Raw genomic sequence first — 26,356 nt, 5'->3', positions numbered from 1 at the left:
TCCCTCTGCCCTGTTAAGCTTAAATAACGTGCATCGTCCTACTTAGTTTGAAATGACAGGAAGTTGCACAAGATAGCGAAATGGTCTTCAAACAGCGCTTCTTCCAGTGCCGGCAGCTGCGTGATCGGTATCCAGGCCACGCTTTCAAGATCGTCCGCTGCTTTTATCTCCGGCCGAGACCCATCAAGCCAAGGAGTTGCCAAAGCAAAGTGATGCGCATGCGTGATGACGCGGCCACGGCACGATCTTCTGGGGTGGGAAAACACTTTAACCTGTTGCAGGCAGTCTCGCAAAGCGGCATCCGGCAGGTTCAGGCTGGTTTCTTCCTTCAATTCGCGGATCGCGCCTTGCAGCAAGGATTCGCGTTTCTCCAGAAAGCCGCCGGGGATAGCCCACAAGCCTTTGCCGGGATAATGTTTGCGCTTACCCAGCAATACATGATCGTTGACAGTGACTACCGCATCGACGGTGGTGGCAATAATATCCCAAGGAATACCAGCATAGACTTGATTCTCTGCATCGATTTTGGCGTATTCCGCTTTTAATACCGCGTACTCGGGATTCTTTGCCCAATCATTTAAAAAATCCCGCACCGGCACAGAAATCCGCCTGGCGATGTTTGTCAACGCGGTCTCCGCGCTTTCCGCCGCAAACAGCTGGTGGCGCAGCGCCGTAGCATCAATATCCAGCTCGGACTCTATCGCTTCCATCGCCCAATCCGGAAAATTATCCAGGTAGTACGTGGACTCGTCCTTGTTAAAGCCGACCAACGCAACCCGTTCGCCGTCCGCCACACATGCTCCAACTTGCCGCCTGACATCGGCATTCCACAGCGTATCGTCGTAATAATCCCGCACCGGTAAAAATGTCAGGCGGGTTTGCTCGCTCTCCTGCAGCGTGGCGGTGATCATGGCCGCCCGCTCGGTCCATTTAAACGGATTGCGGATATTTCTGGACTGAAAGGACGAACCGACAATCACCAGCACCTCGTCAGCAATCTCCAAGGCCCGGCGGGTTAGTTGCTCGTGCCCCTTGTGATAAATTTGGTAACGGCCAATCACAATGGCTTTTTGGTATTTAGTCATCGCTCTAGCCTTAATGCTTGGCCGCTATCGGCATTTGCCGGCCGGCGCCGAACGCTTTGGGTCGCACCCGAATGATGGGCGGTGCTTGTCGGCGTTTGTATTCGTTGCGGGCTATCATGCCGACGATGCGTTGGTACACCGCTTCGCCGGCGGCGCTGGCTCGATAGCCAGTCACAAACTCCTGGGCTTGTTGATATTCCCGCTCAGCCAACTGCTTGCCTTCGATCAGCAGTTTCAAGATTTCATCCAACACCTCGTAAGGCGGCAAGCTATCGGTGTCTTTTTGATCGGGCGCCAATTCGGCGGAAGGCGGTTTGGTTAAAATCGCCGCGGGAATAATCTCGCGATTGGCGCGTTGGTTAATGTAAGCGGATAGCCGGTACACCTCAGTTTTGTACAAGTCACCAATCAGGCCCAAGCCGCCGTTGGTGTCGCCGTACAAGGTGCAATAACCCACCGATATTTCGCTTTTGTTACCGGTAGTGAGGACCATCGCGCCGGAGTGGTTGGAGTACGCCATCAGGATGGTACCGCGTAGGCGGGCTTGCAGATTTTCCAGGCTCAAGCCGCGCAATTCGTCGCTAAAACTGCTGTTAAATTGCTCGGCAAAATCATTCACCAACGTCCTGATCGGATAGCTGTAAAGCGTTACCCCCAAAACCTCGCACAGTAACTGCGAGTCGCTTACCGACCCGCTACTGGAAAATGCCGACGGCATCGTGATAGCAATGACATTTTCCGGCCCCAAGGCTTCGGCGGCAATCGCAATCGTCAACGCCGAATCAATACCGCCCGACGAACCCACCACGACTTTTTTGAAGCCGCAGCGCCGCACATAATCGCGTAAGCCCAGCAGGATATGTTGCAGAATGAATTCCTGATCATTATCAATTTGGGGCTGGGCCGATTGCGCAATGGTTTGAAATCCGCCTTCTGCAAAACGCAGCGTATCTATCACCGTTTGGAAAGCCGGCCATTCCCGCGCAATCTCACCATCAGCATTCACGGCAAAGGAAGCCCCGTCAAACACAATGCTGTCTTGTCCGCCGACTTGATTGACATACAGTATCGGCAAGCCATGTCGGCGGGCCGCGCCGCAAATCACTTGTTGGCGTTGCGCGCGTTTGCCGATATTGGACGGGCTGGCATTGATGCTGACCACCAAGTCCGGGCGCATCCGGGCAAGTGCTTCGTAAGGATTAACCGGATAATCGTCGGCATTGTCGTTCCAACCGTCCTCGCAAATCATCAGCCCTACTTTATAACCGGCGACGTCGATACTCACCGCGCCCTGTTGACCCGGCTCGAAATGACGGCGCTCATCGAAAATATTGTAGGTGGGCAACAGTTGCTTGTGATATTCCGCAATAGTCTCGCCGTTACCGATGGCAATCAGCGCGTTATACAGCGGCTTACCGGGGCCGTTTGCTTTTATCGGCGTGCCGACAATCGCAACGAGGTCCGGAAACTGCGTTGAAAAAGCAGTCAGCTCTGCCAACGCTTCGTAGGCTTTGCGAATAAAGGTCGATTCGTTTAACAGGTCGCCGGGGTAATACCCGCACAAGGACAACTCCGGGAACACTAACAATTGCGCCTGCTGCGCGCCGGCTTGGCGATAAGCATCTTTGGCAATCGCCAAGTTGCCGGCAAAATCGCCGACCATAGGATTGATTTGGGCGATGGCGACGGTTAAGGGACAAGTAGACATAACAATTCCTATGCAGAATTTAGGCGTAGTGATTAAAAATCTGCCGCAAGTAGGCGATAAAGGTTTGGTCATTGCATAAAGTTTTGCCGGGGGCGTCGGACAATTTCGCCACCGGGTCGCCGTTGCAGCGCACCAGCTTCATCACAATATTCAAAGGCTTGGGGCCGCCAAGATCGTTGGTTAAATTTGTGCCGATCCCAAAGCCCAACTGAATGCGATCACCAAAGTGCTGATAAAGACTGATTGCCTTGGGAATATCCAGTCCATCCGAGAACACCAAGCGTTTGCCATGCGGATTGATGCGTAGTTTTTGATAATGGCCGATGGCTTTTTCGCCCCAAATCACCGGATCGCCGGAGTCATGCCGCAGGCCGTCAAACAACTTGGCAAAATACAAATCAAAATCGCGCAAAAATGCATCCATCCCAATGGTGTCGGTCAACGCCACACCCAAATCGCCGCGAAACTCCTGCGCCCAATCTTCCAAGGCCATACGTTGAAACTCGCGCAGCCGCACCACGTGGGCTTGGTAGGATTGCAGATATTCATGCGCCATGGTGCCGATCGGCGTTAAACCAAATTTTTTGGCCAAATAGACGTTGGATGTGCCTTTAAACAAGCCGGGCACTTCGGTTTGAAAGGTCCGCACCACTTCTTCTTGCCAGCTACTCCAGGCGCGCCGCCGTAAACCAAAATCGAAAATCTCGAAGGCATGGGTTTTTGCGGGTTGCTCGGCAAAGGCTTTAAGGGTAGCTAATTTTGCCTGCAAGCGGCGTCTGCCTTCCGCCAGCAGCGCCGCTTGATCGAAGCGGCGAAAATACAGTTCCGAGACGATGTACAAACAAAATATCTCGAAATTCATCACATGCACTTGCGGACCCTGGGCTTGAATTCTCAGGGTGTCGCCTTCCGCAAATGCCTTGATGTATTTGCTTCTAAACCGAAACAAGGACAGGAACTCGATGAAATCGGGTTTTAAGTAACGTAGTTTGGCTAAATAGACCAACTCGTCGTCGGCAAATTGCAGCGAACAAAGGTGGTCCAGCTCTTGTTTGACATCAGCCAGCAAGTCGGCCAGCGGGTATTCCGGCGTACTCCGGCAGATAAAGTCGTATTCGGCGCTGGCTTCCGGGCGCTTATGCAGCATGGTTTGCCACATCGGAAATTTGTACAAATCGTTTTCGAGCAGGCTTTTGACGATGGGAGTCATGTGCATTCCTTAGTATGGGTTATTTTCGGGGACCAGTTCCAAAGCCATTTCGGCGCTGGTTGCCAAACGAATGCCTTGTGCGCGCAGTTCGGTAAAAAATTGTTCGACCGCCGCTTCGAATCCACTGATAGGACTCATGCAGTCCGTCAGGATCACTAGCTTGCGTTTTAGCTCGGCGGCGCCGAACTGCAAGATGTCGCTGATCGTCTCCTTGACGCAATGGCTGCTGGCTTGGCCGGCGATTAATAAACGATCCGACTCAGCGAGTATTTCCAGTAGTGCTCGATTCAACTGCGTGGCCTGATCGGCAGGGTCCGGGATGACGGCTTTTAGTGCGGAAAAGCTTTCCGTCCAAATGTTTTCGCCTTTTTGCGCCAGCGTAACGGGTTTGCAGGTTCGCGTTTCCCAATGGCTTAAGGCTTGCGCCAACTCGGGGTTAAGCTTGTGTCCCGGTGTCCCGATTAAACAATGCGGCGGCCAAAGGATAAAAGGCCGCTGCATCTGCTCCAGTTGTTGCAGGTAGTTTAGAACATAATCGTTTTGCTCCGGTGACACCGGTGTGACGGCCAGGCGATAACGGCCTGCTAAAAAGTCAGCGGCAGTCACCCGGGAAAATGGGGGTGGGGCTACACCCTCTGCAGTTAGCCAAGAGCTGTTGTGTGCCAGATCGATCATGTGATGGGTATCGAGCGTGGCGATAACGCCGGCAATGGCAAGTCCGGCTTGTTCAATCAACTGCGCCAGTCTCAGGCAATCCTGATAGGCGCCCGGCACGGGCAGGGCCGGAGCATAGCCTTCGGGGGTGTTATCGCAAAAGTCGTTTTGCGCATCAATGATCAGTAATTGAGTATTTGCCATGAGCTTTAACCTGCGACGATAGTTGAGATGGGCTTAGCTTAACCCTGTTAGTTACATAATGCAACTAACAAAAATTTATCGTGCGCTATTTTTTATGCAGGTATAGTTATAATTCTTTACTAACTAAGATGCCTCAAGTAGCCCAACTCAATATTGCTATGCTCGAACCCATTATTTCAACTGTTGATATTGTCTTGCTGATCATCCAAGAAGATCGCTTGTGCGTTACGCTGTCCAAACGCGACAAAGAACCTTACGCAAACCAGGAAGCCTTGCCCGGCGGGTATATTCACGCGCAAGACGATAGGGATTGCCTGGACGCCGCGGTACGCATCCTGCAACAAAAAACCGGTTTGCTGCCGCCCTATTTAGAGCAACTGAAAACCTTTGCCGGCGCAGCGCGGGACCCACGCGGCTGGTCAATCTCGGTGGTGTATTTTGCTTTGGTCGATGCCGATTTGATCTTGTCCGCAAACCATCCCGGCCTGACTATTTGTGCAGTGGATGCCTTGCGGCGCCTACCGTTTGACCATAACGACATCATTGCCGCGGCGGTGGAGCGGATTCGTAACAAGTCGCAGTATTCCTCCTTGCCTTGTTACTTGGCCGGTGAAACCTTTAGCTTGCCGAGATTGCAGAAAATGTACGAGGCTTGCTTAGGCGAGACCCTGAACAAAGTCAGTTTTCGACGAAAAATGGAGGAACTGGGGGTGCTGGAAACAGTAGAAGGGCAAACCGAAACAGCCGGCGCGCATAGGCCCGCGCAGCTTTATCGGTTGAAAAGCGAATTTAAAAATCAGTTAAAACTATTGGTGCGCGGATTATAGAGTCCGGCCTTTTTCGGCATCGCTTTTTTGCATTAAGCCATCCAGCGTCAAGCCGCAACTCGGCGCAAACGCCTGCATAAAAAACACTACTTCCGGCTGTTGCAATTCATGAATATTCTGAGCCAACTGCGCGGCGGCCATTTCAAACTCGGTGTTGCCGGCTTTGAGTTCGGCCTGGCATTTTAGATAAGCGGAAATCTTGTCGGCTGCTTTGATGATGTGCTGATGAACATCCGGCAGGTTTTCGTGTTGAATAAACGAGCGAAAATCCTCGCGCAATGCGCCCGGCAACAAGTTCAACAGCTCGGTTTCGGCCTGTTGTTCGATTTGCTTGTAAGCACCCAGAATCGCCGGCGAGTGGTATTTGATCGGCGTCGGCAAATCGCCGGTAATCACTTCGGTTACATCATGATACAACGCGGCGGTGGCGACCGCATTGGCATCGAGTTGGCCGTCAAAATAGCGATTTTTGATTAAGGCCAGCGTGTGGGCAATCACCGCCACTTCCCAGCTATGCTCCATGACATTTTCTTCATGGGCGTTGCGCTTCAAACCCCAACGCTTGATCCAACGCAAGCGCGATAGGTAAGCATAAAAACTGCTGCTAATGGCCGGCATTAATGATCGCTATAGGTTGTTGTGCAAACCTGGCGTTCATCGCAATGCACGGTTTTTTTGATGGTCGTGGGCTTTTTGGCAGATTGATTGGCGGCCAAGTTCTCCAGGCTGTCCACGTATTGGCTGGCCGGTCTGATGCCGGCTTGGTTATTGGCTAACAAAGTCAGCGTATTGCCGGTTTGCGTGATCTGGAAATATTTTAAAGTATTCATGCCAATCAACACTTCATCCAGGTGGTCGTTGATGTGCGCATCAAGATTTTTAATGACAGCACTACCCAGAACCAAGCTTGTGATTTGAGTCGCGCGATCCGCTACTTTGCCGCCAGCAGTATTGGATTGCACCACGCCGCCGAAGGGCAAACCGGCTTGGATTGCCATACTGCTCGGAATCACGGTTTTGGTCGCTCCGGTGTCGATTAGAAAAGGCATAGGCACATTATTGACTAACACCGTACCGCGAAAATGGCCTTGCGGGTCGGTTTTTAAAACCACGCCGCCGGCTTTGGGAGTAATCAGATTAGATTGTGGTTGGGCTTGCGGAGCCATAGCCGCCGGAAGCGGTATCTCCGTCTGCCTTTTGGACTGTTGGAACCTCAAAAAGGCATCGGCGCCGTACCACAGGGCGGCAATGGTTAAGACCGGAAACAAAAGATAGCGAATGCCGCTGTGACCGGATTTTCCGCGATCCCGCTGCGTCGTCCGATGAGCGACCACATCAGGGCCGGCAATATTAGACCCTGGTTGATATTTTTCCCGGTAGTAGTCGCGATCCTGTATGCCCATGTTCCGTTCCGACAATCTGCGTTCAGCGAAAAAACTCGTAGCATTCTCAGCTAGCGCCGATTATTACCTAAAACTTAGCATACCGGTGAGCGGGAGTGAGAAAACGGGGCTCCCGCTTAAGCGGGAGCAACGATGTTTGAGGGCCGGGTTAATAAAACCGGGTTAACCGGGTCCAGTGCCGATCAATCCACCGCTTATGCGAAATACAACGCGCGCAGCTCACTTTGCGATGCAGCGCTCAACTCTTTGCCATCGCTTTTGCGGGTGACTGTGTACACGCCTTTACCGAGAACGATTTCCTCGCCATCACTGGCAAAGCCAACGACGTTATGATTGGCGTCGAAAGGAATACGATGCAAACCGCCGTTGTGGCTGTTGAAGTCGGCGATAATACCCATATGCGGCGGGTTTTTTACCGAATCCCACCAAGGCAGCTTGCCGGCATCCTGCGCCCAAGTTTCACTCAAGGCTTCCGGCGGCAGGCAACGCTCGACCAGGCGCTGGCCGATCACAGCAAATTGCATACGCGCGATTTTCTCGGGTTCGGTGCCGACCATATCCCGCGTTTCCAGAATATCACCACTCAGATACGCATCGTTTGTTGAAACAACGCGGTTCCATGTGCCGTCAAGATTTTTGTGTTCAAACATTTTATTCCCCTTAGTCGATTTGATTTGGACAGGCATTAACCGCCAAGCAAAATCATGACCAATTTCCGCCGGTGCCAAAATTCGGCAATAACTGTTTGTTTTTAAAACTTAAGGCCGCTTCGAGTAAGTCTTCCGGCAGGCTCAAGGAGAAGCATATGTTATTGATTCCGTTCGTGGTAAGTTTGTCGGGCCGCCAGTGCAATCAATGTGTTAAGAGTTTCCTTGTAAATGCAAACCCAGCCCTTTCATCGCTATCTCAAAACCCGCAAAAAGCTCTATCTTCGGGAACGCTTGCCAACTGTCCGACAATTTATCGAATTCCCGACAAAAACGCTCAGTATCGTAAGGTCAATCTGAGTGAAGAGATGTCGAAAGCCTGATGCCCTTTTTCATGCTAAAGATCAATAGTTAGTTTTACAGTTACCAGCGTCCGCGTTGGTGATTCTCGAATCCCGGCATTTGCTGAGGTTGCGGTGGGTAGACAAAACCCCTTACTGGCGGTAACCCATAATAGTCGGCGGGAGCCTGATAGCCGGTCGGAGGCTGAGGAACGTAGCCGCGATAGCCGCCTCGATAGCCCTGAAAACCTTGATTGCCTTGATTTCTTTGATAGTCTTGAAAATCACGATCACGATCCTGTTCATAGTCATTGCTGTAATCGTCTCGGCGATTGTATTGCCGCTGCTCGGGTTGCTGCCGGTATTGTCGTTGCTGCGGTTGCTGACGTGGCGTGTAGACCCAGTCATCTTGATCGCCGAAGGCCGTGCCTGACAAAAGCCAGCCAAATACCAAAATTATCGCTTGCTTAACCATAAATCCCCCTAAAGTTGGATTTTAGTGAATACTCGTCAGTTTACTAAAAGATGGAGTCGGACTCAGTCATTTAGGTGTTGAGCGATTGTGCGCTCAGACCGATAAATATCTAAAAATTAAATATACATATGCAATTTAATCATTAATAAGCTAAGTGATTGCGCTGGCATAATGAAGTCACTTATCGAATATTATGAAGTTTAAGGTGATTGTCTATGAATTTAATGTATACGGCATCTGGTTTTGCCGTGGGTATGTTGGTGGGTGTTACCGGGGTTGGCGGCGGTTCGTTGATGACACCGCTTCTGGTGTTTTTGTTTGGCTTTAAACCGGCCGTCGCGGTAGGCACGGATTTACTGTATGCGTCGATTACGAAAACCGCCGGGGTGTTTGTTCATCACGGTAAGCACGGTTCGGTAGATTGGAAAATCGTCGGCTGGTTGGCGTTGGGTAGCTTGCCTTTTGCAGGTGTAACACTTTATGTGTTGAAAAATCTGATGGAGGTTGGCAAGGAAGTGACCGGTGCAATTACCTTTACCTTGGGTGTGGCCTTGTTGCTGACCGCTCTAGCCTTGTTGGTTCGCAGTATTCTGTTGCGCAAAGCGTCCAAGAGTGCGGAGATTGATGACGAACACAGCAACCAGGGAAATAGTGGCCGATTTTCACCACGGTGGGAAAAAGTTGCAACGGTTTTTACTGGTGCGGTGCTGGGGGTGTTGGTGACATTGTCGTCGGTTGGTGCCGGAGCTTTGGGAACAGTTGCTTTGCTATTTCTTTATCCAAGAATGACGACCTTGAAAATTGTCGGCACCGATTTGGCGCACGCGATTCCTTTAACCGCGGTAGCTGGTTTGGGGCATTTGAGCCTGGGGAATTTCGATCTGGATTTACTGATCAGCTTGCTGCTGGGGTCGGTGCCGGGTATTTGGGTCGGCAGTCATCTAAGTGCGAAGATTCCCGAATATTTTTTGCGTCCGGTGTTAGCGACTTTACTGCTGGTGATAGGCTTAAAATTCGTATTGCAATAAGCCCAATCTGGTTTTCTGAATAAAAAAGCCGTGCTCGTCTTTGCGACGAGCACGGCTTTTTTTGTTTGTCTATTTCGGCGCGCGTTTGCGTTCGTTTTCAGTCAATAAGATTTTACGTAGACGAATTGATTTAGGTGTCACTTCGACCAACTCGTCATCGCTGATAAATTCCAAAGCTTGTTCCAGCGTCATTTTTTGAATTTTGGCGCAGGTCAAGCTGTCGTCAGAGCCCGCCGCGCGAATGTTGGTTAAAGGTTTGGGCTTGGTCGGGTTAACCACTAAATCGTTACCGCGAGAATGGATACCGACCAATTGACCTTCGTAGATTTCATCGCCATTAACCACCAGCAACTCACCGCGAGCTTGCAGCGGATACAGTGAATAATCGACCGCTTTACCTTTGGCCATGGAAATCAACACGCCACGCACACGATTACCGACCGCGCCTTCTTTCACAGGGCCATAATGGTCGAATACGTGATAGAACAGGCCCGATCCGGAGGTTGCGGTCAGGAACTCGGTCTGGAAGCCCAATAGACCACGGGAAGGCACGACATATTCCAAGCGGATACGGCCTTTACCATCAGGTACCATATCTTTCAGGTCGCCTTTACGGTCACCCAATTTTTCCATGATGGTGCCTTGGTGCTGCTCTTCCACTTCAATTGTGACATTTTCAAACGGTTCTTGTTTGATGCCGTCAATTTCTTTGATGATCACTTGCGGGCGCGAAACGCCCAGCTCGAAACCTTCGCGGCGCATGTTCTCGATCAATACCGACAAGTGCAACTCGCCACGACCGGACACTTTAAATTTATCCGGATCGTCGGTGGTTTCAACACGCAGAGCCACGTTGTGCTGTAACTCTTTTTGTAAGCGGTCGTAAATTTGGCGAGTGGTAATGAATTTACCTTCTCTACCGGCAAACGGCGAATTGTTGACCTGAAAGGTCATGCTCACGGTCGGTTCATCGACCGATAGCGGCGGCAAGGCAACTACATTGTTAGGGTCGCACAAGGTTTCCGAGATTTTCAGATTCTCGATACCGCAGAAGGCAATGATGTCGCCGGCTTGCGCGGTTTCCACTTCAACGCGCTCCAAGCCATGGAAACCATACAGTTTCAGCATGCGGCCACTACGGGTTTTGCCTTCGTTATCGATAATGGTCAATGGCATGTTGCGCGAGACTTTGCCTTGCTTGATACGGCCGATGCCGATTACGCCGACGTAGGAGTTGTAATCCAGACTGATGACTTGCATTTGGAACGGTGCGTCCACATCAACCGGCGGCGGCGATACTTTATCGACAATAGTTTGAAACAGCGGAGTCATATCGCCGCCGGATACGTCGGCTTCCAGGCCGGCGAAACCATTTAACGCCGAGGCATACACAATCGGGAAATCCAATTGCTCATCGGTGGCGCCGAGGTTATCGAACAAGTCAAAAGTTTGGTCGACGACCCAATCAGGGCGCGCGCCGGGACGGTCTACTTTATTGATCACCACAATCGGTTTTAAACCCAAGGCAAAGGCTTTTTTGGTAACAAAGCGGGTTTGCGGCATCGGGCCGTCGACCGCGTCAACTAACAATAAAACTGAATCCACCATCGATAAAACCCGTTCAACTTCGCCGCCGAAGTCGGCGTGTCCTGGGGTGTCGACGATGTTGATGTGATAGCCGTTCCAGTCGATCGCGGTGTTTTTCGCCAGAATGGTAATGCCGCGTTCTTTTTCCAGCGCGTTGGAGTCCATCACCCGTTCGTCGACTTTGGTGTGCGCGTCGAAGGTGCCGGATTGCTGTAAAAGTTGGTCAACCAGGGTGGTTTTGCCGTGGTCGACGTGGGCGATGATCGCGATGTTTCTGAGTTTTTCTATCACAATAATTTACTAGATGATTTTTAAGGAACAGATAGGCCGAACGGACAAGCCGCCCAGCGGGATTTAGTTTTGGTTCGCGCGCGGGCGCGGACCGGTTGGCTGAGGGATTAACTTTGTTGCCAAGGCAAGCCGTGAAAACGCCAGCCACCGGTATTGCCGCGGTGTTTGTTTTCATCCAGCGGGCCTTCGAAGCCTTCCAGAATGTTGATCAGATGCTGATAACCTGCCGCTTCCAGGGCTTTGGCGGCGTCTACAGAGCGTTGTCCGCTGCGGCATAAGAGCAGTATCGGCGCGGCTTTATCTGGGGCGTGCTGTTGTACTTGCTCCACAAAACCCGTATTTAACTGCATGCCGGGAAATTCTTTCCAGGCCACATGAATGGCTTGCGGCGGGTGGCCGACAAAGCTGTGCTCAATGGCTGTCCTGACATCGATCAGTACCGCTGCCGGATTGCTTTGTAATACCGCCCAGGATTGTTTGGGGTCGAGATTTTCTATCATTAATTTACCGCTTTATTTTTGCCCGATAAAACAGGCTTCGTTTCTATTGCCGAATCGCACATCGCCGAGTTTTGCGTATTCTTGGTAAAAAACTATGCTTAAGGGGCTGAATAGCCGCAATAACTCGTTGTTTGCCAGTAAATACTCGGGATTGCTGGGGCCTTGTTGGTCAAGTTTGTTGCGGGTAAATGTTTGATAAAACAGCAGGCCGCCCGGTTTCAAGGCTGCCATTATCGCATTACACAGGGTTCGGTCAAGAAAACGACTGATGACAATCACGTCGAAAGTTTGATTTGTAAGTGTTTCGGCGCTGATATGGCATTGCTGAGTGGTGATGGAAAGGCCTTTTTCGGCAGCCTGTTGTTGCAATATTCCCAGGCCGACCGAGGAAATATCCCAGGCATCGACGGCCAGCCCGGATTCGGCCAGTAATATCGCGTTGCCGCCGATGCCGCAGGCCAATTCCAGCGCTTTGCCTTGCTTGGGTAGCAAATATCGATGCTGCGCCAACACCTCGGCTGGCGCAGGTGAGGCGGCGGAATCTCGATAAATGGCGTCCCACTTACTCTGCAGATCGGTCATGGGTTCATGCCGATTCGATGCGGTAGCCAGGCTTGAATAAACTCTAAAAACGAACGGACTTTGGCGGACAAATATTTGCGGTGTGGGTAAACCGCATAAATCTCCAACGGCGCGATGCCGTATTGCTCCATGACCACTTGTAAACGGCCTTGCTCGATGTCGCGACCGACGATGTAGCGCGGCAACATGATCAGGCCCAAGCCGTTTACCGCAGCGTTGCGGATCGGATCGGCCATGTTGGCCTGCATCCGGCCTGTGACAGTAACGGTGCGTTCGCCGAGTATGCCCTTGAAACGCCATTTGTTACGCGGCGGGATCGCCCAGTTGATCAAGCAACTATGGTCTTCCAGGTCTTCAGGATCTTGCGGCGTGCCATGTGCTTTAAGATATTCCGGGGACGCGCAAACGACCAGTGACGAGCTGGCCAGCTTTCGGGCCACCAGGCTGGTATCGTTCAACTGTCCCAGATAAATCGCTAAGTCCACGCCCTCATCGATCAAATCGACCTGCCCACCTTTCAACACCATCTCCACAGACAGGTCGGGGTAGTTTTTTAGGTATTCGGTCAAGCCCGGCGAAATATGGCTGGCGCCAATGACCGGCGGTGCGAGAATTTTTAGGGTGCCGCGAGGTTCCGTTTGCAAGTGCGTGATTGCCGATTCCATCTCGGCCACATCGAGTAAAACCTGCTGACAACGCTCGAGGTATGCCTCGCCGGCTTCGGTTAAACTTAAGCTGCGGGTCGTACGGTTGAACAGTCGCGTATTCAGCTCGCTTTCCAATTGCATGATATGTTTGGTCGCCATGGCCCTGGAAATGTCGAGATCCTTGGCGGCCCCGGCAAAGCTGCCTGCTTTGGCGACGCGGACAAAGACATTCATGCTGGTTAGTTTGTCCATGGTATCTCCTGGAAAGTAAAAAATTCACCAAAAAGCGTTGACATTTTTATTGTTTCTAAATTGTATACAATTTATTTAGTAAAAGCCTAATTGTAAACTTTTTTCTATCCTGTATAGTGCGCTGCAACTGAAGAGCAAGCACATGAAGTCTTGTCAAGCGCAAGATTTAAAAATAGAGAATTTGAGCACAATGAACGACTTTAAAAAAGACATCTTAATAGGCGCTCTTTTTATTGTCGGTGTTTGGAGCTTTATTTCCGGCTTGTTCGTCATCTCTACTATGCTGTTCGCTGTCACCTCCATATTTAGCAATATGTCGACTAAGGCGCTGCTGAATAGCTGATCCAAGAATTTGTAACTACCTCCTGGTGTTGTAATAACGAGCGGAACCTCCTTCTAAGCACTCCGCTGGTTTTTTTGCCTTCCTCTGCGCAAGCATAGGGAGGCTTTTTTTTGCCGATAGATTTTTTTGGGCTGCCTCGGCAACGTGCTATGATTTTGCAATTTTCAATCCAAACAAAAGCTAATGAGCGAAGTTTTACAGCAATTGGCCGAGGTTCTTGAGCAGCGCAAGTTGCAAACCGCCGATCAGTCCTACGTAGCCAGTTTATACGCCAAGGGCTTGGATCATATTTTGAAAAAAATCGGCGAAGAGGCTACCGAGACGGTGATTGCCGCCAAAGATGGCGATAAGGATAAAATTGTGTATGAAACTGCCGATCTTTGGTTTCATTGCATGGTGATGTTGGCGCATCAGGAACTCGGCCCGGAACATGTGATCAGTGAGTTGCAAAGGCGCTTCGGATTGTCCGGTTTACAGGAAAAAGCGCAGCGCGATATTTCCTGATAGTAAAAATTAAGGAGTGAACAATGGGTTTAAGCATCCCTCATTTATTAGTGGTTTTGGTTATCGTGATCTTGGTGTTTGGCACCAAGCGCCTGAAAAATATCGGCGCCGATCTTGGCGAAGCGATTAAGGGCTTTCGTTCTGCCGTTAAGGAAGGCAGTGAAGATAAGGCGATTGCAAGCAAGGAAGAGGAGCCTTTGGAAGGCGAAGTCACTAATAAAGAAAAAGACCGAGCTTAGTCTGCGATATGTTCGACGTCGGTTTTTCAGAATTGTTGATGGTGGGTTTGGTGGCACTATTGGTGCTGGGCCCGGAAAAATTGCCGAAAGCGGCCCGCTTGGCTGGGTTTTGGGTGGGAAAAGCCCGTACTGTGTTGGCCACTGCTAAGGCGGAAATTAAACAGGAATTGCACGCTGAGGAAATGCGCCAGTTAATCCAGCAGCAGTCCATAGCCGGCGAATTGCAGAAAGTGGTGCAGGATACTCAGTCAGCTCTCGACGATATTAACTTCAATGCTCAGGCAGCGACAGAAATCAATCAGGACGATGACAAGCCAAGCGCCGCTGGATAACGAGCAGTCATTTTTTAGCCATTTAGTCGAGCTGCGCGACCGCCTGTTAAAGGTCGTGTTATGCGTGCTGCTGGTATTTGTTGGTACCGCAAGCTACGCCAACGAGATTTACGCCTATCTGGCCGAGCCGCTGTTAGTGCACATGCCGAAAAACAGTACGATGATTGCCATCGATGTGGCCTCGCCGTTTTTCACGCCGTTCAAGCTTGCGTTTGTGGTGGCGGTGTTCGTTTCCATTCCTTTCATTCTTTACCAGTTCTGGGGTTTTGTGGCGCCCGGCTTATATCGCCATGAAAAACTGATGGTGGCGCCACTGTTATTGGCTAGTACGCTGTTGTTTTACAGTGGTGCGGCCTTCGCCTATTTTTTGGTATTTCCTCTGGTATTCGGCTATCTCACGTCGGCGGCGCCGGCCGGCGTGGCGGTGATGACAGATATAGCCACTTATCTGGATTTTGTATTGGCAATGTTTTTTGCCTTCGGCTTATCGTTCGAAATTCCGATTTTCACTATTGTATTGGTCTGGACCGGCATCATCACCCCGGAAACGCTGTCTGAAAAAAGGCCGTATGTCATCGTTGGGGTGTTTGTCATCGCGATGTTTTTGACGCCGCCCGACGCTTTGTCGCAAACTCTGTTAGCGGTGCCGATGTGGTTGTTGTTTGAATCCGGATTGCTGTTTTCACGATTGTTCGTCAAAAAAGAGTCGGCGGCTGAGGATCGTGAATAGTATTGCTCAGCGATTCACCACGGTACGCAAGCAGCTCCGCCAGGCCGAAATCGATGCGCAGCGTTCACCGGGGAGTGTGCAGTTATTGGCGGTCAGCAAGACCAAGCCCGCCGCCGATATTGCTGCAGCCTACCGTTTCGGTCAGCGCCATTTTGGCGAAAATTATTTACAGGAAGCGCTGAAAAAACAGCAGGAATTGGCGGCATTCAATATTAGCTGGCATTTCATCGGGCCGATTCAATCCAATAAAACCAAGCCTATTGCCCAGCACTTTGCCTGGGTGCACAGTGTTGATCGCCTAAAAATAGCCGAACGCCTCAGCGAGCAGCGTCCGGACTATTTGCCGCCTTTGAATATCTGCTTGCAGGTCAATATCAGCGATGAAGCGAGCAAATCCGGCATTGAATTGGCGGATTTGCCGGTGCTGATCGAACAAGTCGGTAAGCTGCCCAATTTGCGTTTACGCGGCGTGATGGCGATTCCGGAGCCGCAACAGGATTATCAGGCGCAATGCCTGCCGTATCGGCGGCTCTATCAGGCAGTGCGGCAACTTGATCGTCACGATCTCGATACTTTTTCGTTTGGCATGAGTGGCGATTTACAGGCGGCGGTTGCCGAAGGCTCAACGCTGGTGCGGATCGGCACGGCGCTGTTCGGCGAGCGTCCTAGCCAATAATTTGTTTTTCATGGATAATGCAGGGTATTTTCCGATAAATCCCCATTTTTCAACGCGATGAAACAAAAGCTGGAATCCCTGTTACAACAAGCCGTTACAGCCCTTAAAAATCAAGGTATTCTCGAAAACGATTTTATTGCGCAAATCAATTTGGAGCGCACCCGCGATGTGCAACACGGCGATTTCGCCACCAATTTGGCGATGTTGCTGGCCAAGCCGGCCAAACTTAATCCTAGACAGCTGGCCGAAAAAATCGTCGCGGCGCTGCCGAGCGATGTGCTGATCACCAAGGTTGATATCGCCGGCCCCGGATTTATCAATTTCTTCATCAATCCCGATAGCCAATTTCAGGTCGTCAAACAGATACTCGATACTGGGTCGGAATACGGTTTGAGCAAGATCGGCGTTGGCAAGCGAGTGCAAGTCGAATTCGTTTCCGCCAATCCTACCGGGCCCTTACATGTCGGCCACGGCCGCGGCGCAGCTTATGGTTCTGCGGTGGCGGATTTGCTGGCGGCAGCCGGTTTTGAAGTCGAACGCGAATACTATGTGAACGATGCCGGCCGGCAGATGGATATTCTCGCCACCAGCGTCTGGTTGCGTTATCTGGAAGCCTGTGGCGAAGTTCTGCCTTTCCCTAGCAATGGCTATCGCGGCGAGTATGTCCGAGATATTTCCGCGAATTTGCATAAGAAAGCCGGCGCCGCCTACCGCCGAGCCGCCGCGCTAGTGATGGCGGATTTGCCCGCCGACGAGCCACAAGGTGGCGATAAGGAAAAACACATCGATGCGTTGATCGACCGTGCCAAAGCCTTGCTCGGCGACGCTTATAAAGAGGTATTTCAAGCCGGTCTGGACGAAATCCTGGACGACATTAAAGACGATTTGGCTGAATTCGGCGTGAGTTATCAACAGTGGTTTTCCGAGCGTTCGCTGATGGACGATCATTCTGTTGAACAGGCTTTGCAGCGTCTGGATGCGGCCGGCTATCTTTATCAGCAGGAAGGTGCTACTTGGTTTGCCTCCAGTCGCCTGGGCGACGAAAAAGACAGAGTGGTTGTGCGCGACAACGGCCAGACCACCTATTTTGCTTCTGATATTGCCTATCACATGCACAAATTGGATCGGGGCTTCGATCAAATCGTCAACATCTGGGGTGCCGACCACCATGGCTATATTCCGCGCGTGAAAGCGGCGATGCAAGCCTTGGGCGCCGACGAATCCAAACTGAAAGTATTGCTGGTGCAATTTGCGATCTTGTATCGCGGCGACGAAAAAGTACAGATGTCGACCCGCTCCGGCGAATTTGTCACCCTAAGACAACTGCGCAGCGAAGTGGGTAGAGATGCGTGCCGCTTCTTTTATGTGATGCGTAAATCCGAACAACATATGGATTTCGACTTGAAATTGGCTACTTCCAGAAGCAACGAAAACCCGGTTTATTATGTGCAGTATGCGCATGCCAGGGTGTGCAGCGTGTTGCGCCAGCTCGACGAAAAAGGCCGGCAACGCAATCCGCAGTTAGGTATGGAGCATCTGAATCTGTTGACCGAAGAGCAGGAAGCCGCGTTACTGACTACACTTTCCAAGTACCCGGAAACTTTGGAACGTGCTGCTGTGAATTACGAACCTCATCAATTGATTCATTACTTGCGTGAACTGGCCAATCAGTTCCACAGTTATTACAACGCGCACCAGTTCCTGGTGGACGACGATAAGCTCTGCAACGCACGCATCAATTTGATTTGTGCCGTGAAACAGGTACTGGTCAATGCCCTATCCCTATTGAAAATCAATGCACCTGAAGCGATGTAATGGCCAGAGACTATAAGCACCGCGTTCAAAGCCCCAGTTACACCAACAGCCGTAGAAAGCCGAAAAAGTCCTCGGTCGCACCTTGGCGCTGGTTGCTGGTCATCGCGCTGATTGTAGCTTTTGGGGTGTTTTTGAACATGATCCGCAAAATGGTACCGGAGTTAGTGGCAGGCAAGTCGGAGGCGGAGATCCCGCAAGTAGTGGAGAAGTTAAAGCAGGAATTACCGGTCAAACCGCAAACTCAAGCGGCCGTTGAGCCGGAAAAACCGGCGGAGCCGCCGCAACCAGCGGAGCCGGAAGAACCGCGTTACGATTTTTATACCATACTGCCACAAGCGGAAGTCGTGGTACCCGATTACGAAATCAAAACCCGGGTGCGCGAGCAGCTAGTTGGTAAAACCAAGGCGGCCAAATACATTATGCAGGCAGGTTCCTTCCGGGAGGCAGCGGAGGCTGATCGCCATAAGGCCAAGCTGGCATCGCTCGGCATAGAGTCCCGGGTCGAAAAGGCTAAAGTCGGCAATGTTATCTGGCATCGGGTTAAGGTCGGTCCCTACGATAATCCCGCCAGCGTTTCCACGATTAAGGAATTGCTGCAGAAAAACGGCATTGGTGTGATTGTTACCGAAAGTGGTCAATAAGCGTTCAAAAAAATCCAGGGATTTGCCTGGCGTCGTTCAAGCAATTCTCCAGCGCAATGCTGTGTATACTGCGGTAGTAAATTAGATTGACTGACTTGCTGTTTTAAGCTCTGATAACTTCAACAATTACGAGAGGAGAGGTCTTATGGTTAACAAAAAGACGATGGCGCTGATGGCTTTGGCGCTGATCATGCTGAGCGGTTGTAGCCGGGGTTTTCGGGCTAGCGAAGTCAAAGATGACGATTTGGTCGAGGTAAGCTACGAGGCTGTCGATCAGCTCCTTCTCGATTTGCGCGAACCTTTGCCCAGAGGTAGTCTGGTAGTCATCAATTCGCTGGTTAATGTCGGCGAACTGGAGCAGACACTGGCGTTTGGCCGAATTGTCTCCGATCAAATTTCCTCGGCCTTTCATCGTTCCGGTTACCGGGTGATGGGTATGGAACTGCCTACCGAAATTTTTGCTAAAAACGAAGCCGGTATCCTGCAACTGCCTGATAAAACCAAGGAAGCTTTAAATAACGTTGGGGCTAAAGCGGTCGTCGTAGGATCGTTTGCTCCTGGCTACAACAATGTCTATGTGTCGCTAAGAGTTGTGGACATCGCCAGTCAGAACGTGATTTCCTCCACCGACTATTCCGTGTCGATGGGGCCGGATGCCAAAGTTTTGGTTAAAAAGCCGCCAGCACCCGCGCCAGCCAAGCCATAGCTCCCAGCTATTAAGCGGATTGCCTTTAGGTAATCCGCTCCTCGCTATAGTTTAGCCATCAGGCTCGACATACTAAAGTCCCCCTCTAATTACCCAGTTGCTCGTGGGCCAAGTTCTGTGCCAAATACCCAGAAATTGTCTGCGGCGTATCGAAATTGCCGTAAGCCAATAACAATTTAGCGTAAGCCGCTTCCAACGACGTATTCCAGATCATTTCCGCGCCCACATCCAGTAGCTCGCGAGTCGAGGCGTATGCACTTTCCGAATATAGCGCCGGTGCCAGATAAATTTTGATGCCTTGCCCGGTGCAGCGTTTGACGAATTCCACCAGGCTGTATTGCTCTCCTGCTACGGCAGAGGCGCAAGCCGTCCCGGAGTGGTAGAGGTCGTGTAGCACGGCATCGACCTTATCGAGATTGTAAGCAGCGTAATCCAGGCCGGGGTAAGGCCTGATCAGTAAAATGCGTTTGGAAAAGTCGGGTTTAAGCGCAATCGGCGAGGGCGTGCCGGGCGCCAAATTTTGCAGAGAGTGGAAGCATCCGTTCTCGAAGCGCATCCAGGCCTGCGACTGCACGCTGATAAAATCGCTACTTAAGGGCAGGCAGGACGATAGTCGACTGCCGAGATGAATCAGCGTCATTTGGCCTGGATTGCGATAAGGCACAAACACGCCGGCCAGACCAATTTGGCGGATAAATTCCACCGCACACAGAAAGTTCGCCACGCCGTTGGCTTGCGGGTTATCCAGCGGCAAATCGCTGGAAACCAGCAGCAGCGGAATCGACAATCCATTGAAATACTGGCTTAATGCGGCAGCACTAAAGGCCAGGCTGTCGGTGCCGTGGGTGACGATAATGCCGTCGAATTGGCTTAAGTCCTCAGTTTCAACTGCAGCGATGATCTGGGGCCAGTGGCTGGGATGCAGGTTTTCGCTGAGAATCTGCAAGGGCTGCAAGGTTTTGAAGCTTACCGAATCCGGCTTGGCGTCGTGTTCCGCAAAGCGTTGCAATAACTTAAAACCGGCGCTGCCGTCGGTATTGATGGTGTCGCCGCTGAGCTGCGAACCGATGGTGCCGCCGGTAAATACCAGCAGGATGTTTTTCTTCATAAACGATGGTTTCTAGTATGATGTTTTGCTCACAAAGCCCATCTTAAACACTCCGCATGAAAATATCACTGATCGTGGCGATGGCCAGTAATCGCGCCATTGGCCTGAACGGCCAAATGCCCTGGCATCTCTCGGCCGACTTGAAACGCTTCAAACAAATCACCATGGGCGCGCCGATATTGATGGGGCGTAAGACGTTTGAGGCCATCGGTCGGCCCTTACCGGGACGGGAGAATATCATTATCAGCCGCGACCCGAGTTATCAACAACCCGGTTGCCGAGTGTTTGGCGACATCGATAGCGTGTTGCAATGCTATGCCGATCGCCCGGATCTATTCGTGATTGGCGGCGCCACCTTATATGAAGCCATGCTGGCCTATGCCGATTATTTGTATCTGACCGAAATCCATAAAACCTTTGAGGGTGACACCTTTTTCCCGGAGATTGATGCCAGGCAATGGCGGGAGCTTGTCAGAGAGGATGTTGAAAATGATCAAGCCGTTGATTTCAGTTACAGTTTTTTAAAGTTGGAAAACGTCCGGCCTGGCTTTAGTGGCGTGCTGGATTTGCGCGGCCGCTCAGGATTAGGTGCGTTGTCATAAAACTGTCACATTTGCTTCATACTATTGTCACGCTAGGTTGGCAATATGAATCTTAAGTTTTAAACATTTCGAGAAAATATATGAAAAATACATTCAAGCTGAAATCGCTGGTTTTAGGATTTGGTTTTGCATCGGCCGCTTTAGTCGGCGGCGAAGCTGTGGCGGCTCCCGCGACTTTGGACCCCGCTTTGCCCGAATACGCGGCAGCTAGCGGCGTGTCCGGCAATATCTCCAGCGTTGGCTCGGATACTTTAGCTAACTTGATGACCTTGTGGGCCGAAGAATTCGGCAAGATTTACCCCAACGTCAACATTCAGATTCAAGCAGCCGGTTCTTCAACCGCGCCGCCGGCTTTGACCGAAGGTACCGCTAACCTGGGTCCGATGAGTCGGAAAATGAAAGACAACGAAATCGACGATTTCGAAAGCAAATACGGATACAAACCCACTGCGATTCCGGTTGCTATCGATGCGCTGGCGGTTTTCGTCAACAAGGACAATCCGGTTAAAGGCTTGAGCCTTCCGCAAGTGGATGCGATCTTGTCTTCAACCCGTAAATGCGGTTATGCCACTGACATCACCACCTGGGGTCAAGCCGGCCTGACGGGCGGATGGGCAAACAAACCTATTCAGCTGTATGGCCGTAACTCAGTGTCCGGAACATACGGTTTCTTCAAAGATGAAGCCTTGTGCAAAGGTGATTTCAAAAGTAACGTCAACGAACAGCCCGGTTCCGCGTCGGTCGTGCAGTCGGTTACGACGTCGGCAAACGGCATCGGTTATTCCGGTATCGGTTACTCCACCTCGGGCGTAAAAGCCGTGCCGCTGGCGCTGAAAGACGGCCAGCCGTTTGTTGAGGCCACTCCGGAAAATGCCACATCCGGCGCGTACCCGCTGTCTCGTTTCTTGTACGTTTACGTGAACAAAAAACCTAACGAGCCGTTGGCCCCGATGGAAAAAGAGTTCATCAAAATGGTGTTGTCCAAAACCGGCCAACAAGTTGTGATCAAAGACGGCTACATTCCATTGCCAGCCAAGGCAGTCGAAAAAGCTCTAACTCTGATTCAGTAATTACATCAGCCAAGGATGCCTGATAAAGGGACAATTCTGCATGGATGCAGCAAGGGATTGGCTAATACCAACAATGTCATTGCCCCTCTCGCCAAGTAATGGTGGATGATCTTGTATACTATCAAGCCGATAATTCTGTAGTTTTATCGGCTTTTTTGTCTCTGAAGGCGTTGCGATTGTTCGGCGCCGCTTTTTGTTAACTCACGATACCTAGTTATGACTGAAGTCCATTCCACTCAAGCGAAAGCCACGCTGTTTCAGACGGCGACCAGTGAGCGCTATCAGCGTTGGCGGCTAGTAAAGGACAAAATGGTGGCTCGTGGCGTCGTAGCCGGCGGGTTGAGTATTATCCTGGCGGTGGTGTTAATCTTTTTCTATCTGCTGTATGTGGTTTTCCCGATACTGATGCCCTCCCACGCGGAAGTGGTCGGCCGTTACGACGTGCCCGAGCAGGTGCTGGGCAATACCGTTTTCCTGTCGATGGAAGAACAGAACGAAGTGGCGGTGCGGTTTACCGACACCGGCAAAGCGATATTTTTTAGCGTTGCCACTGGTCAACTGATTCGCGTGGATGCCCTACCTATCCCCGAGCAAGTACAAATTACCAGTTACGCGCATGGCGGTGTCGATAAAGGGGTAATCGCCTTTGGTTTATCCGATGGCCGTGCCGTGGTCGTCAAGCATGATTACAAATTGTCTTATCCGAGCGGCAAGCGGGTCATTACCCCGGCTATTCAATATCCTTTAGGTGTCGAACCGCTGGTGGTAGATAAGCAGGGCCAGGCGCTAACCAAGTTGGCGGTGAAGTTAGGCGATAAAAACAGTACTTTGCTGGCTAAAACTGCTGATAACCGCATGGTGCTGAGCAGTCTCAGTAAGAAAGAATCGCTGTTCGACGACGAAGGCACTTGGGAAGCCACCGATTCACTGGTTGAGCTGGCCGCGGATGACGTGGATTTCATCCTGTTGGATAAAGAGTTGCGCAACCTCTACCTGGCCAGCCGCGCAGGGGATTTGACTGTCGTTGATATTCTCGACAAGAGCAAACCCGAGATTAAACATAAATTGAACGTGCTGAACCAGGGTGTGCAAATCAGCAGCATGGAGTTTTTGAACGGCGATATTTCTCTGCTGATCGGCGACACCAGCGGTGTGATGGCGCAATGGTCAATGGTCCGCGACCAGCAAAACCATTTCAGTATCGAGAAGCTACGGGCGTTTAAAGTATCCGACGCGCCGATTATTACCATCAATCCGGAACAGCGCCGCAAAGGTATGCTGGCGGCTGACGCCAACGGCGAGATCGGCATTTACAGTTCCACCGCCGAGCGGGAATTGATCAAGGAAAAAATTGCTGGCGGAAAACCTGTTGCCGTCACCTTATCGCCGCGTGCCAATGCCATGTTACTGCAAACCGAAGACGGCAAAATTAATCATTGGACTATCGAAAACGAACATCCGGAAGTATCGTGGAGTTCATTATGGAACAAAGTCTGGTACGAAAGCTATCCAAAACCGGATTACATTTGGCAATCCTCGGCGGCCAGCAACGATTTCGAGCCGAAAATGAGCTTGACGCCGCTGGTGTTCGGTACCTTAAAAGCTTCGTTCTATGCGATGTTGATGGGCGTGCCGTTGGCCTTATTTGGAGCGATTTATACCGGCTATTTCATGGCGCCCAGTGTGCGCCAGTACGTAAAGCCGGGCGTGGAAATCATGGGCGCCTTGCCGACCGTGATTTTGGGTTTTTTAGCCGGCTTGTGGCTGGCACCTTTCGTGGAAGCCAATCTCACCGGGATTTTTGCATTATTGATGGTTGTGCCGCTGTCCGTGATGATTTTTGCCTATTTCTGGCAATTCGTACCGGAACAAACCCGTCACAAAATCCCCGACGGCTGGGATGCGGTAGTGCTGATCCCTGTGGTGATATTCGGCGCCTGGCTGGCTTTTCAGTTAAGTCCGACTATCGAAGCCTTGTGTTTTAAAGGCGATCTGCGCACCTGGATGCGCGAGGAATTTGGTATCGGTTACGACCAGCGCAACACCTTGGTTGTTGGTTTGGCCATGGGTTTTGCGGTGATTCCGATGATTTTCTCCATCGCCGAAGATGCGATTTTCAGTGTACCAAAGCATTTAACTACCGGCTCTTTGGCGCTGGGTGCCACGCCTTGGCAAACCATGACCAAGGTGGTGTTGCTGACTGCCAGCCCCGGTATTTTCTCAGCGATCATGATCGGTTTCGGCCGCGCGGTTGGGGAGACGATGATCGTGTTGATGGCCACCGGTAATACCGCTGTTATGGATTTGAGTATTTTCCAGGGTCTGCGCACACTGTCGGCTAACATCGCGGTGGAAATGCCGGAATCGGAAGTCAACAGTACCCACTATCGCGTGCTGTTCCTGGCGGCTTTGGTACTGTTCATGTTCACGTTTGTAGTCAACACGCTGGCTGAAGTCATTCGGCAGAATTTAAGACAAAAATACAGCTCATTATGATTAAAGCATGGTTTAAGAGCGGTTCGCCCTGGATATGGATGACCGCCGGCGCGGTCAGTTTGAATCTGATATTGGTAGTGGGCTTGCTGCTGCTGATTGCGGTGAGAGGCTTGGGGCATTTTTGGCCGGCCGACATCATTGAATATCGTTATCAAGACCGCGATGGCCCGGAAAGCTCCATCATCGGTGAAGCCGTGGCGACTTCGTTACTGCCCGCAGCGCAAGCCAGGGCCGCCGGCCATGAGTTGCTGGATAACGGCGAATACTTGGTGCAGCATCTGGTAAAAACCGGTAACCGCGATATTCTCGGCAGCGATTTTCGCTGGATTCAGCAGCAATATATTCACAGCCAATCCACGCCGGATGATTTGATCATGGTGGAACGCCGCGAGTGGGGTAATTTCTACGGCCGTTTGCTGGCTGTTAAGGAAGACGGTGCGGTGATTGCCCAAGGCGAGCAGGCCTGGCAGGTGGCGCAACAAAAACTGGCGACAGTGTTGGAGCAGCACGACGAAATCGATAGCTTACAAGACCATGAAGTCGGGGCGATCAACTATGAATTGGAGCGCTTGCGTTTGAAGCAACGCGCGCTGGAACTGAAAAATGCCTGGAACGATGCGACCAAGCAGGAATTTGCCGCGCAAAAGCAGACATACGAAAAACAATACCAAGCCATCCAGCAACAAATCGGCAAGTTGAGCAAGGAAAGCAAACGCTACAGCTTGGTGGTGGCGGAAGCCGGACAAAAAGAAATTAGCCTGCCCTTGAATCGGGTGGTGAAAATGACCCGACCCAACACGATGAGCGTGCTGGACAAATGTATCGAATATGTCGGCAATTTCGCCACGTTTGTCAGCGACGAACCGCGTGAAGCCAACACCGAGGGCGGTATCTTTCCGGCTATTTTCGGTACCGTGTTGATGGTGATGCTGATGGCCGTAGTGGTGACACCGTTCGGCGTCATCGCGGCGGTTTATCTACGCGAATATGCCAAGCAGGGCTTTATCACCCGCGTGATCCGCATTGCCGTTAATAACTTGGCCGGCGTGCCGTCCATCGTTTACGGCGTGTTTGGTTTGGGCTTTTTCGTGTATATCATTGGCGGCAACATCGACCGCCTGTTTTTCCCGGAAGCGGCCCCGGCACCGGTGTTCGGTACGCCGGGCTTGCTGTGGGCCTCATTGACGCTGGCCTTGATGACCTTGCCGGTTGTGATTGTTGCTACCGAGGAAGGTTTGTCGCGGATTCCCAAATCGATACGTGAAGGCAGTTTAGCTCTAGGCGCGACTAAAGCCGAAACGCTGTGGCGCACGGTATTGCCGATGGCTAGTCCGGCGATCATGACCGGCTTGATTCTAGCGGTGGCGCGCGCCGCCGGTGAAGTGGCGCCGTTGATGCTGGTTGGCGTGGTGAAATTGGCGCCGACCTTACCGTTGGACGGCAACTTTCCTTATCTGCATCTGGACAGAAAGTTTATGCATTTGGGATTTCATATTTACGACGTCGGCTTCCAGAGCCCGAATGTCGAAGCGGCCAGACCTTTGGTTTACGCGACGTCGCTGCTACTGGTGATGGTGATTATCGGCTTGAACATGTTCGCTATCTCCATACGTAACAATTTGCGGGAAAAATACCGCGCCCTGGAAAATTAAA

28 protein-coding genes are annotated in these 26,356 nt (G+C 51.4%); 15 read left to right on the top strand and 13 right to left on the bottom strand.

All coding sequences use genetic code 11. The annotated features are described in order from the left end of the window. Positions 1–38 precede the first annotated feature (38 nt). Genes ACMXD4_RS22160 through ACMXD4_RS22145 form a run of 4 tightly spaced genes read right to left on the bottom strand, consistent with a single transcriptional unit; the run spans position 39 to position 4,861 of the window. A complete protein-coding gene (locus ACMXD4_RS22160) occupies positions 39–1,085 on the bottom strand; it encodes an NUDIX domain-containing protein (protein WP_205452519.1) in 1,047 nt (348 codons plus the stop codon). Positions 1,086–1,095: 10 nt separating this feature from the next. After that, a complete protein-coding gene (locus ACMXD4_RS22155) occupies positions 1,096–2,793 on the bottom strand; it encodes an NAD+ synthase (protein WP_415879392.1) in 1,698 nt (565 codons plus the stop codon). Between the two features lie 19 nt (positions 2,794–2,812). Beyond that, positions 2,813–4,003, bottom strand: a complete 1,191-nt coding sequence (gene pncB / locus ACMXD4_RS22150) for a nicotinate phosphoribosyltransferase (RefSeq protein ID WP_205452521.1) — start codon at positions 4,001–4,003, stop codon at positions 2,813–2,815. 9 nt (positions 4,004–4,012) lie between these two features. Continuing rightward, entirely contained in the window at positions 4,013–4,861 is an 849-nt protein-coding gene (locus ACMXD4_RS22145; RefSeq protein WP_205452522.1) for an isochorismatase family protein, read from the bottom strand. A 128-nt stretch (positions 4,862–4,989) separates the two neighbouring features. Between ACMXD4_RS22145 and ACMXD4_RS22140 the strand changes: the two genes are divergently transcribed. Then, the gene (locus ACMXD4_RS22140) at positions 4,990–5,688 is read left to right on the top strand and encodes an NUDIX hydrolase (protein WP_205452523.1); all 699 of its coding nucleotides are present in this window, start codon (positions 4,990–4,992) and stop codon (positions 5,686–5,688) included. Here ACMXD4_RS22140 and yfbR read toward each other — a convergent pair. From yfbR to ACMXD4_RS22120, 4 genes are all read right to left on the bottom strand, one after another. Further along, the gene (gene yfbR / locus ACMXD4_RS22135; protein WP_205452524.1) at positions 5,683–6,306 is read right to left on the bottom strand and encodes a 5'-deoxynucleotidase; all 624 of its coding nucleotides are present in this window, start codon (positions 6,304–6,306) and stop codon (positions 5,683–5,685) included. The two genes, ACMXD4_RS22140 and yfbR, sit on opposite strands and share 6 nt — an antisense overlap. Further along, positions 6,306–7,091, bottom strand: a complete 786-nt coding sequence (locus tag ACMXD4_RS22130; RefSeq protein WP_415879391.1) for a TIGR02281 family clan AA aspartic protease — start codon at positions 7,089–7,091, stop codon at positions 6,306–6,308. Before ACMXD4_RS22130 ends, yfbR begins: the two co-directional genes overlap by 1 nt. A gap of 194 nt (positions 7,092–7,285) precedes the next feature. Next, positions 7,286–7,741 carry a hypothetical protein gene (locus ACMXD4_RS22125; RefSeq protein ID WP_415879390.1) on the bottom strand — a complete coding sequence of 152 codons (456 nt, stop codon included), beginning with the start codon at positions 7,739–7,741 and terminating at the stop codon, positions 7,286–7,288. Positions 7,742–8,161: 420 nt separating this feature from the next. Beyond that, the gene (locus ACMXD4_RS22120) at positions 8,162–8,554 is read right to left on the bottom strand and encodes a hypothetical protein (RefSeq protein ID WP_415879389.1); all 393 of its coding nucleotides are present in this window, start codon (positions 8,552–8,554) and stop codon (positions 8,162–8,164) included. 215 nt (positions 8,555–8,769) lie between these two features. Here ACMXD4_RS22120 and ACMXD4_RS22115 point away from each other — a divergent pair, with 215 nt between their 5' ends. Next, positions 8,770–9,582, top strand: a complete 813-nt coding sequence (locus tag ACMXD4_RS22115) for a sulfite exporter TauE/SafE family protein (protein WP_033156889.1) — start codon at positions 8,770–8,772, stop codon at positions 9,580–9,582. Positions 9,583–9,651: 69 nt separating this feature from the next. Here the strand turns inward: ACMXD4_RS22115 and typA are convergent, their stop codons facing one another. From typA to ACMXD4_RS22095, 4 genes are all read right to left on the bottom strand, one after another. Next, entirely contained in the window at positions 9,652–11,460 is a 1,809-nt protein-coding gene (gene typA / locus ACMXD4_RS22110) for a translational GTPase TypA (protein WP_415879388.1), read from the bottom strand. Positions 11,461–11,567: 107 nt separating this feature from the next. Then, a complete protein-coding gene (locus tag ACMXD4_RS22105; RefSeq protein ID WP_319961570.1) occupies positions 11,568–11,960 on the bottom strand; it encodes a rhodanese-like domain-containing protein in 393 nt (130 codons plus the stop codon). A gap of 12 nt (positions 11,961–11,972) precedes the next feature. Next, complete coding sequence (locus ACMXD4_RS22100) at positions 11,973–12,542, bottom strand: class I SAM-dependent methyltransferase (RefSeq protein ID WP_415879387.1); 570 nt, start codon at positions 12,540–12,542, stop codon at positions 11,973–11,975. Then, positions 12,539–13,441 carry a LysR family transcriptional regulator gene (locus ACMXD4_RS22095; RefSeq protein WP_020484211.1) on the bottom strand — a complete coding sequence of 301 codons (903 nt, stop codon included), beginning with the start codon at positions 13,439–13,441 and terminating at the stop codon, positions 12,539–12,541. Before ACMXD4_RS22095 ends, ACMXD4_RS22100 begins: the two co-directional genes overlap by 4 nt. Positions 13,442–13,583: 142 nt before the next feature. Between ACMXD4_RS22095 and ACMXD4_RS22090 the strand changes: the two genes are divergently transcribed. The 9 genes from ACMXD4_RS22090 (at position 13,584) to ACMXD4_RS22050 (ending at position 19,427) form a co-directional block, all read left to right on the top strand. After that, a complete protein-coding gene (locus ACMXD4_RS22090; protein WP_192393628.1) occupies positions 13,584–13,784 on the top strand; it encodes a hypothetical protein in 201 nt (66 codons plus the stop codon). A 183-nt stretch (positions 13,785–13,967) separates the two neighbouring features. After that, positions 13,968–14,288 carry a phosphoribosyl-ATP diphosphatase gene (locus ACMXD4_RS22085; protein WP_171697187.1) on the top strand — a complete coding sequence of 107 codons (321 nt, stop codon included), beginning with the start codon at positions 13,968–13,970 and terminating at the stop codon, positions 14,286–14,288. A gap of 23 nt (positions 14,289–14,311) precedes the next feature. After that, positions 14,312–14,527, top strand: coding sequence for a Sec-independent protein translocase subunit TatA (tatA, locus tag ACMXD4_RS22080; RefSeq protein WP_033156884.1), 216 nt, complete (start codon positions 14,312–14,314; stop codon positions 14,525–14,527). A gap of 8 nt (positions 14,528–14,535) precedes the next feature. Beyond that, a complete protein-coding gene (gene tatB, locus ACMXD4_RS22075; RefSeq protein WP_026602621.1) occupies positions 14,536–14,859 on the top strand; it encodes a Sec-independent protein translocase protein TatB in 324 nt (107 codons plus the stop codon). After that, positions 14,834–15,589, top strand: a complete 756-nt coding sequence (gene tatC / locus ACMXD4_RS22070; protein WP_171697188.1) for a twin-arginine translocase subunit TatC — start codon at positions 14,834–14,836, stop codon at positions 15,587–15,589. The genes tatB and tatC overlap by 26 nt, the downstream gene beginning before the upstream one ends. Then, positions 15,582–16,265 carry a YggS family pyridoxal phosphate-dependent enzyme gene (locus ACMXD4_RS22065; RefSeq protein ID WP_171697189.1) on the top strand — a complete coding sequence of 228 codons (684 nt, stop codon included), beginning with the start codon at positions 15,582–15,584 and terminating at the stop codon, positions 16,263–16,265. The genes tatC and ACMXD4_RS22065 overlap by 8 nt, the downstream gene beginning before the upstream one ends. 57 nt (positions 16,266–16,322) lie before the next feature. Further along, positions 16,323–18,080: an arginine--tRNA ligase gene (gene argS / locus ACMXD4_RS22060; protein WP_415879386.1), complete on the top strand. Its 1,758-nt coding sequence runs from the start codon at positions 16,323–16,325 to the stop codon at positions 18,078–18,080. Then, positions 18,080–18,721 (top strand): SPOR domain-containing protein, encoded by a 642-nt coding sequence (locus ACMXD4_RS22055; RefSeq protein WP_415879385.1) that lies wholly within the window; start codon positions 18,080–18,082, stop codon positions 18,719–18,721. Before argS ends, ACMXD4_RS22055 begins: the two co-directional genes overlap by 1 nt. A gap of 145 nt (positions 18,722–18,866) precedes the next feature. Beyond that, entirely contained in the window at positions 18,867–19,427 is a 561-nt protein-coding gene (locus tag ACMXD4_RS22050) for a FlgO family outer membrane protein (protein WP_192392604.1), read from the top strand. Positions 19,428–19,512: 85 nt separating this feature from the next. On the opposite strand, the gene ACMXD4_RS22045 is transcribed toward ACMXD4_RS22050, so the two are convergent. After that, on the bottom strand, positions 19,513–20,535 hold the full coding sequence (locus ACMXD4_RS22045) for an asparaginase (RefSeq protein ID WP_415879384.1): 1,023 nt from the start codon (positions 20,533–20,535) through the stop codon (positions 19,513–19,515). Positions 20,536–20,591: 56 nt separating this feature from the next. Here ACMXD4_RS22045 and ACMXD4_RS22040 point away from each other — a divergent pair, with 56 nt between their 5' ends. The 4 genes from ACMXD4_RS22040 (at position 20,592) to pstA (ending at position 26,355) form a co-directional block, all read left to right on the top strand. Next, entirely contained in the window at positions 20,592–21,137 is a 546-nt protein-coding gene (locus ACMXD4_RS22040) for a dihydrofolate reductase (protein ID WP_415879383.1), read from the top strand. Between the two features lie 80 nt (positions 21,138–21,217). Further along, entirely contained in the window at positions 21,218–22,207 is a 990-nt protein-coding gene (locus ACMXD4_RS22035) for a PstS family phosphate ABC transporter substrate-binding protein (RefSeq protein ID WP_033156877.1), read from the top strand. A 216-nt stretch (positions 22,208–22,423) separates the two neighbouring features. Then, on the top strand, positions 22,424–24,703 hold the full coding sequence (locus ACMXD4_RS22030) for an ABC transporter permease subunit (protein WP_415879382.1): 2,280 nt from the start codon (positions 22,424–22,426) through the stop codon (positions 24,701–24,703). Continuing rightward, positions 24,700–26,355: a phosphate ABC transporter permease PstA gene (gene pstA / locus ACMXD4_RS22025; protein WP_415879381.1), complete on the top strand. Its 1,656-nt coding sequence runs from the start codon at positions 24,700–24,702 to the stop codon at positions 26,353–26,355. The genes ACMXD4_RS22030 and pstA overlap by 4 nt, the downstream gene beginning before the upstream one ends. Position 26,356 lies beyond the last annotated feature (1 nt).

Source organism: Methylomonas sp. TEB (assembly GCF_047777895.1).
GTDB lineage: Bacteria > Pseudomonadota > Gammaproteobacteria > Methylococcales > Methylomonadaceae > Methylomonas.
The sequence above is the reverse complement of the archived record's forward strand: the minus strand, read 5'-3'. Positions and strand labels throughout refer to the sequence as shown.

What these genes read in the sequence shown, in the direction of transcription:
- ACMXD4_RS22140 (WP_205452523.1), top strand. Translation starts at nt 4,990, where the DNA reads ATGCCTCAAGTAGCCCAACTCAATATTGCTATGCTCGAACCCATTATT.
- ACMXD4_RS22125 (WP_415879390.1), bottom strand. Translation starts at nt 7,741, where the DNA reads ATGTTTGAACACAAAAATCTTGACGGCACATGGAACCGCGTTGTTTCA.
- ACMXD4_RS22055 (WP_415879385.1), top strand. Translation starts at nt 18,080, where the DNA reads ATGGCCAGAGACTATAAGCACCGCGTTCAAAGCCCCAGTTACACCAAC.
- ACMXD4_RS22050 (WP_192392604.1), top strand. Translation starts at nt 18,867, where the DNA reads ATGGTTAACAAAAAGACGATGGCGCTGATGGCTTTGGCGCTGATCATG.
- tatB (WP_026602621.1), top strand. Translation starts at nt 14,536, where the DNA reads ATGTTCGACGTCGGTTTTTCAGAATTGTTGATGGTGGGTTTGGTGGCA.
- ACMXD4_RS22035 (WP_033156877.1), top strand. Translation starts at nt 21,218, where the DNA reads ATGAAAAATACATTCAAGCTGAAATCGCTGGTTTTAGGATTTGGTTTT.
- ACMXD4_RS22130 (WP_415879391.1), bottom strand. Translation starts at nt 7,091, where the DNA reads ATGGGCATACAGGATCGCGACTACTACCGGGAAAAATATCAACCAGGG.
- pstA (WP_415879381.1), top strand. Translation starts at nt 24,700, where the DNA reads ATGATTAAAGCATGGTTTAAGAGCGGTTCGCCCTGGATATGGATGACC.
- ACMXD4_RS22085 (WP_171697187.1), top strand. Translation starts at nt 13,968, where the DNA reads ATGAGCGAAGTTTTACAGCAATTGGCCGAGGTTCTTGAGCAGCGCAAG.
- ACMXD4_RS22145 (WP_205452522.1), bottom strand. Translation starts at nt 4,861, where the DNA reads ATGGCAAATACTCAATTACTGATCATTGATGCGCAAAACGACTTTTGC.
- ACMXD4_RS22105 (WP_319961570.1), bottom strand. Translation starts at nt 11,960, where the DNA reads ATGATAGAAAATCTCGACCCCAAACAATCCTGGGCGGTATTACAAAGC.
- tatC (WP_171697188.1), top strand. Translation starts at nt 14,834, where the DNA reads ATGACAAGCCAAGCGCCGCTGGATAACGAGCAGTCATTTTTTAGCCAT.
- ACMXD4_RS22040 (WP_415879383.1), top strand. Translation starts at nt 20,592, where the DNA reads ATGAAAATATCACTGATCGTGGCGATGGCCAGTAATCGCGCCATTGGC.
- ACMXD4_RS22090 (WP_192393628.1), top strand. Translation starts at nt 13,584, where the DNA reads ATGAAGTCTTGTCAAGCGCAAGATTTAAAAATAGAGAATTTGAGCACA.
- ACMXD4_RS22160 (WP_205452519.1), bottom strand. Translation starts at nt 1,085, where the DNA reads ATGACTAAATACCAAAAAGCCATTGTGATTGGCCGTTACCAAATTTAT.
- ACMXD4_RS22095 (WP_020484211.1), bottom strand. Translation starts at nt 13,441, where the DNA reads ATGGACAAACTAACCAGCATGAATGTCTTTGTCCGCGTCGCCAAAGCA.
- pncB (WP_205452521.1), bottom strand. Translation starts at nt 4,003, where the DNA reads ATGACTCCCATCGTCAAAAGCCTGCTCGAAAACGATTTGTACAAATTT.
- argS (WP_415879386.1), top strand. Translation starts at nt 16,323, where the DNA reads ATGAAACAAAAGCTGGAATCCCTGTTACAACAAGCCGTTACAGCCCTT.
- ACMXD4_RS22100 (WP_415879387.1), bottom strand. Translation starts at nt 12,542, where the DNA reads ATGACCGATCTGCAGAGTAAGTGGGACGCCATTTATCGAGATTCCGCC.
- ACMXD4_RS22115 (WP_033156889.1), top strand. Translation starts at nt 8,770, where the DNA reads ATGAATTTAATGTATACGGCATCTGGTTTTGCCGTGGGTATGTTGGTG.
- yfbR (WP_205452524.1), bottom strand. Translation starts at nt 6,306, where the DNA reads ATGCCGGCCATTAGCAGCAGTTTTTATGCTTACCTATCGCGCTTGCGT.
- ACMXD4_RS22120 (WP_415879389.1), bottom strand. Translation starts at nt 8,554, where the DNA reads ATGGTTAAGCAAGCGATAATTTTGGTATTTGGCTGGCTTTTGTCAGGC.
- ACMXD4_RS22155 (WP_415879392.1), bottom strand. Translation starts at nt 2,793, where the DNA reads ATGTCTACTTGTCCCTTAACCGTCGCCATCGCCCAAATCAATCCTATG.
- tatA (WP_033156884.1), top strand. Translation starts at nt 14,312, where the DNA reads ATGGGTTTAAGCATCCCTCATTTATTAGTGGTTTTGGTTATCGTGATC.
- ACMXD4_RS22045 (WP_415879384.1), bottom strand. Translation starts at nt 20,535, where the DNA reads ATGAAGAAAAACATCCTGCTGGTATTTACCGGCGGCACCATCGGTTCG.
- ACMXD4_RS22030 (WP_415879382.1), top strand. Translation starts at nt 22,424, where the DNA reads ATGACTGAAGTCCATTCCACTCAAGCGAAAGCCACGCTGTTTCAGACG.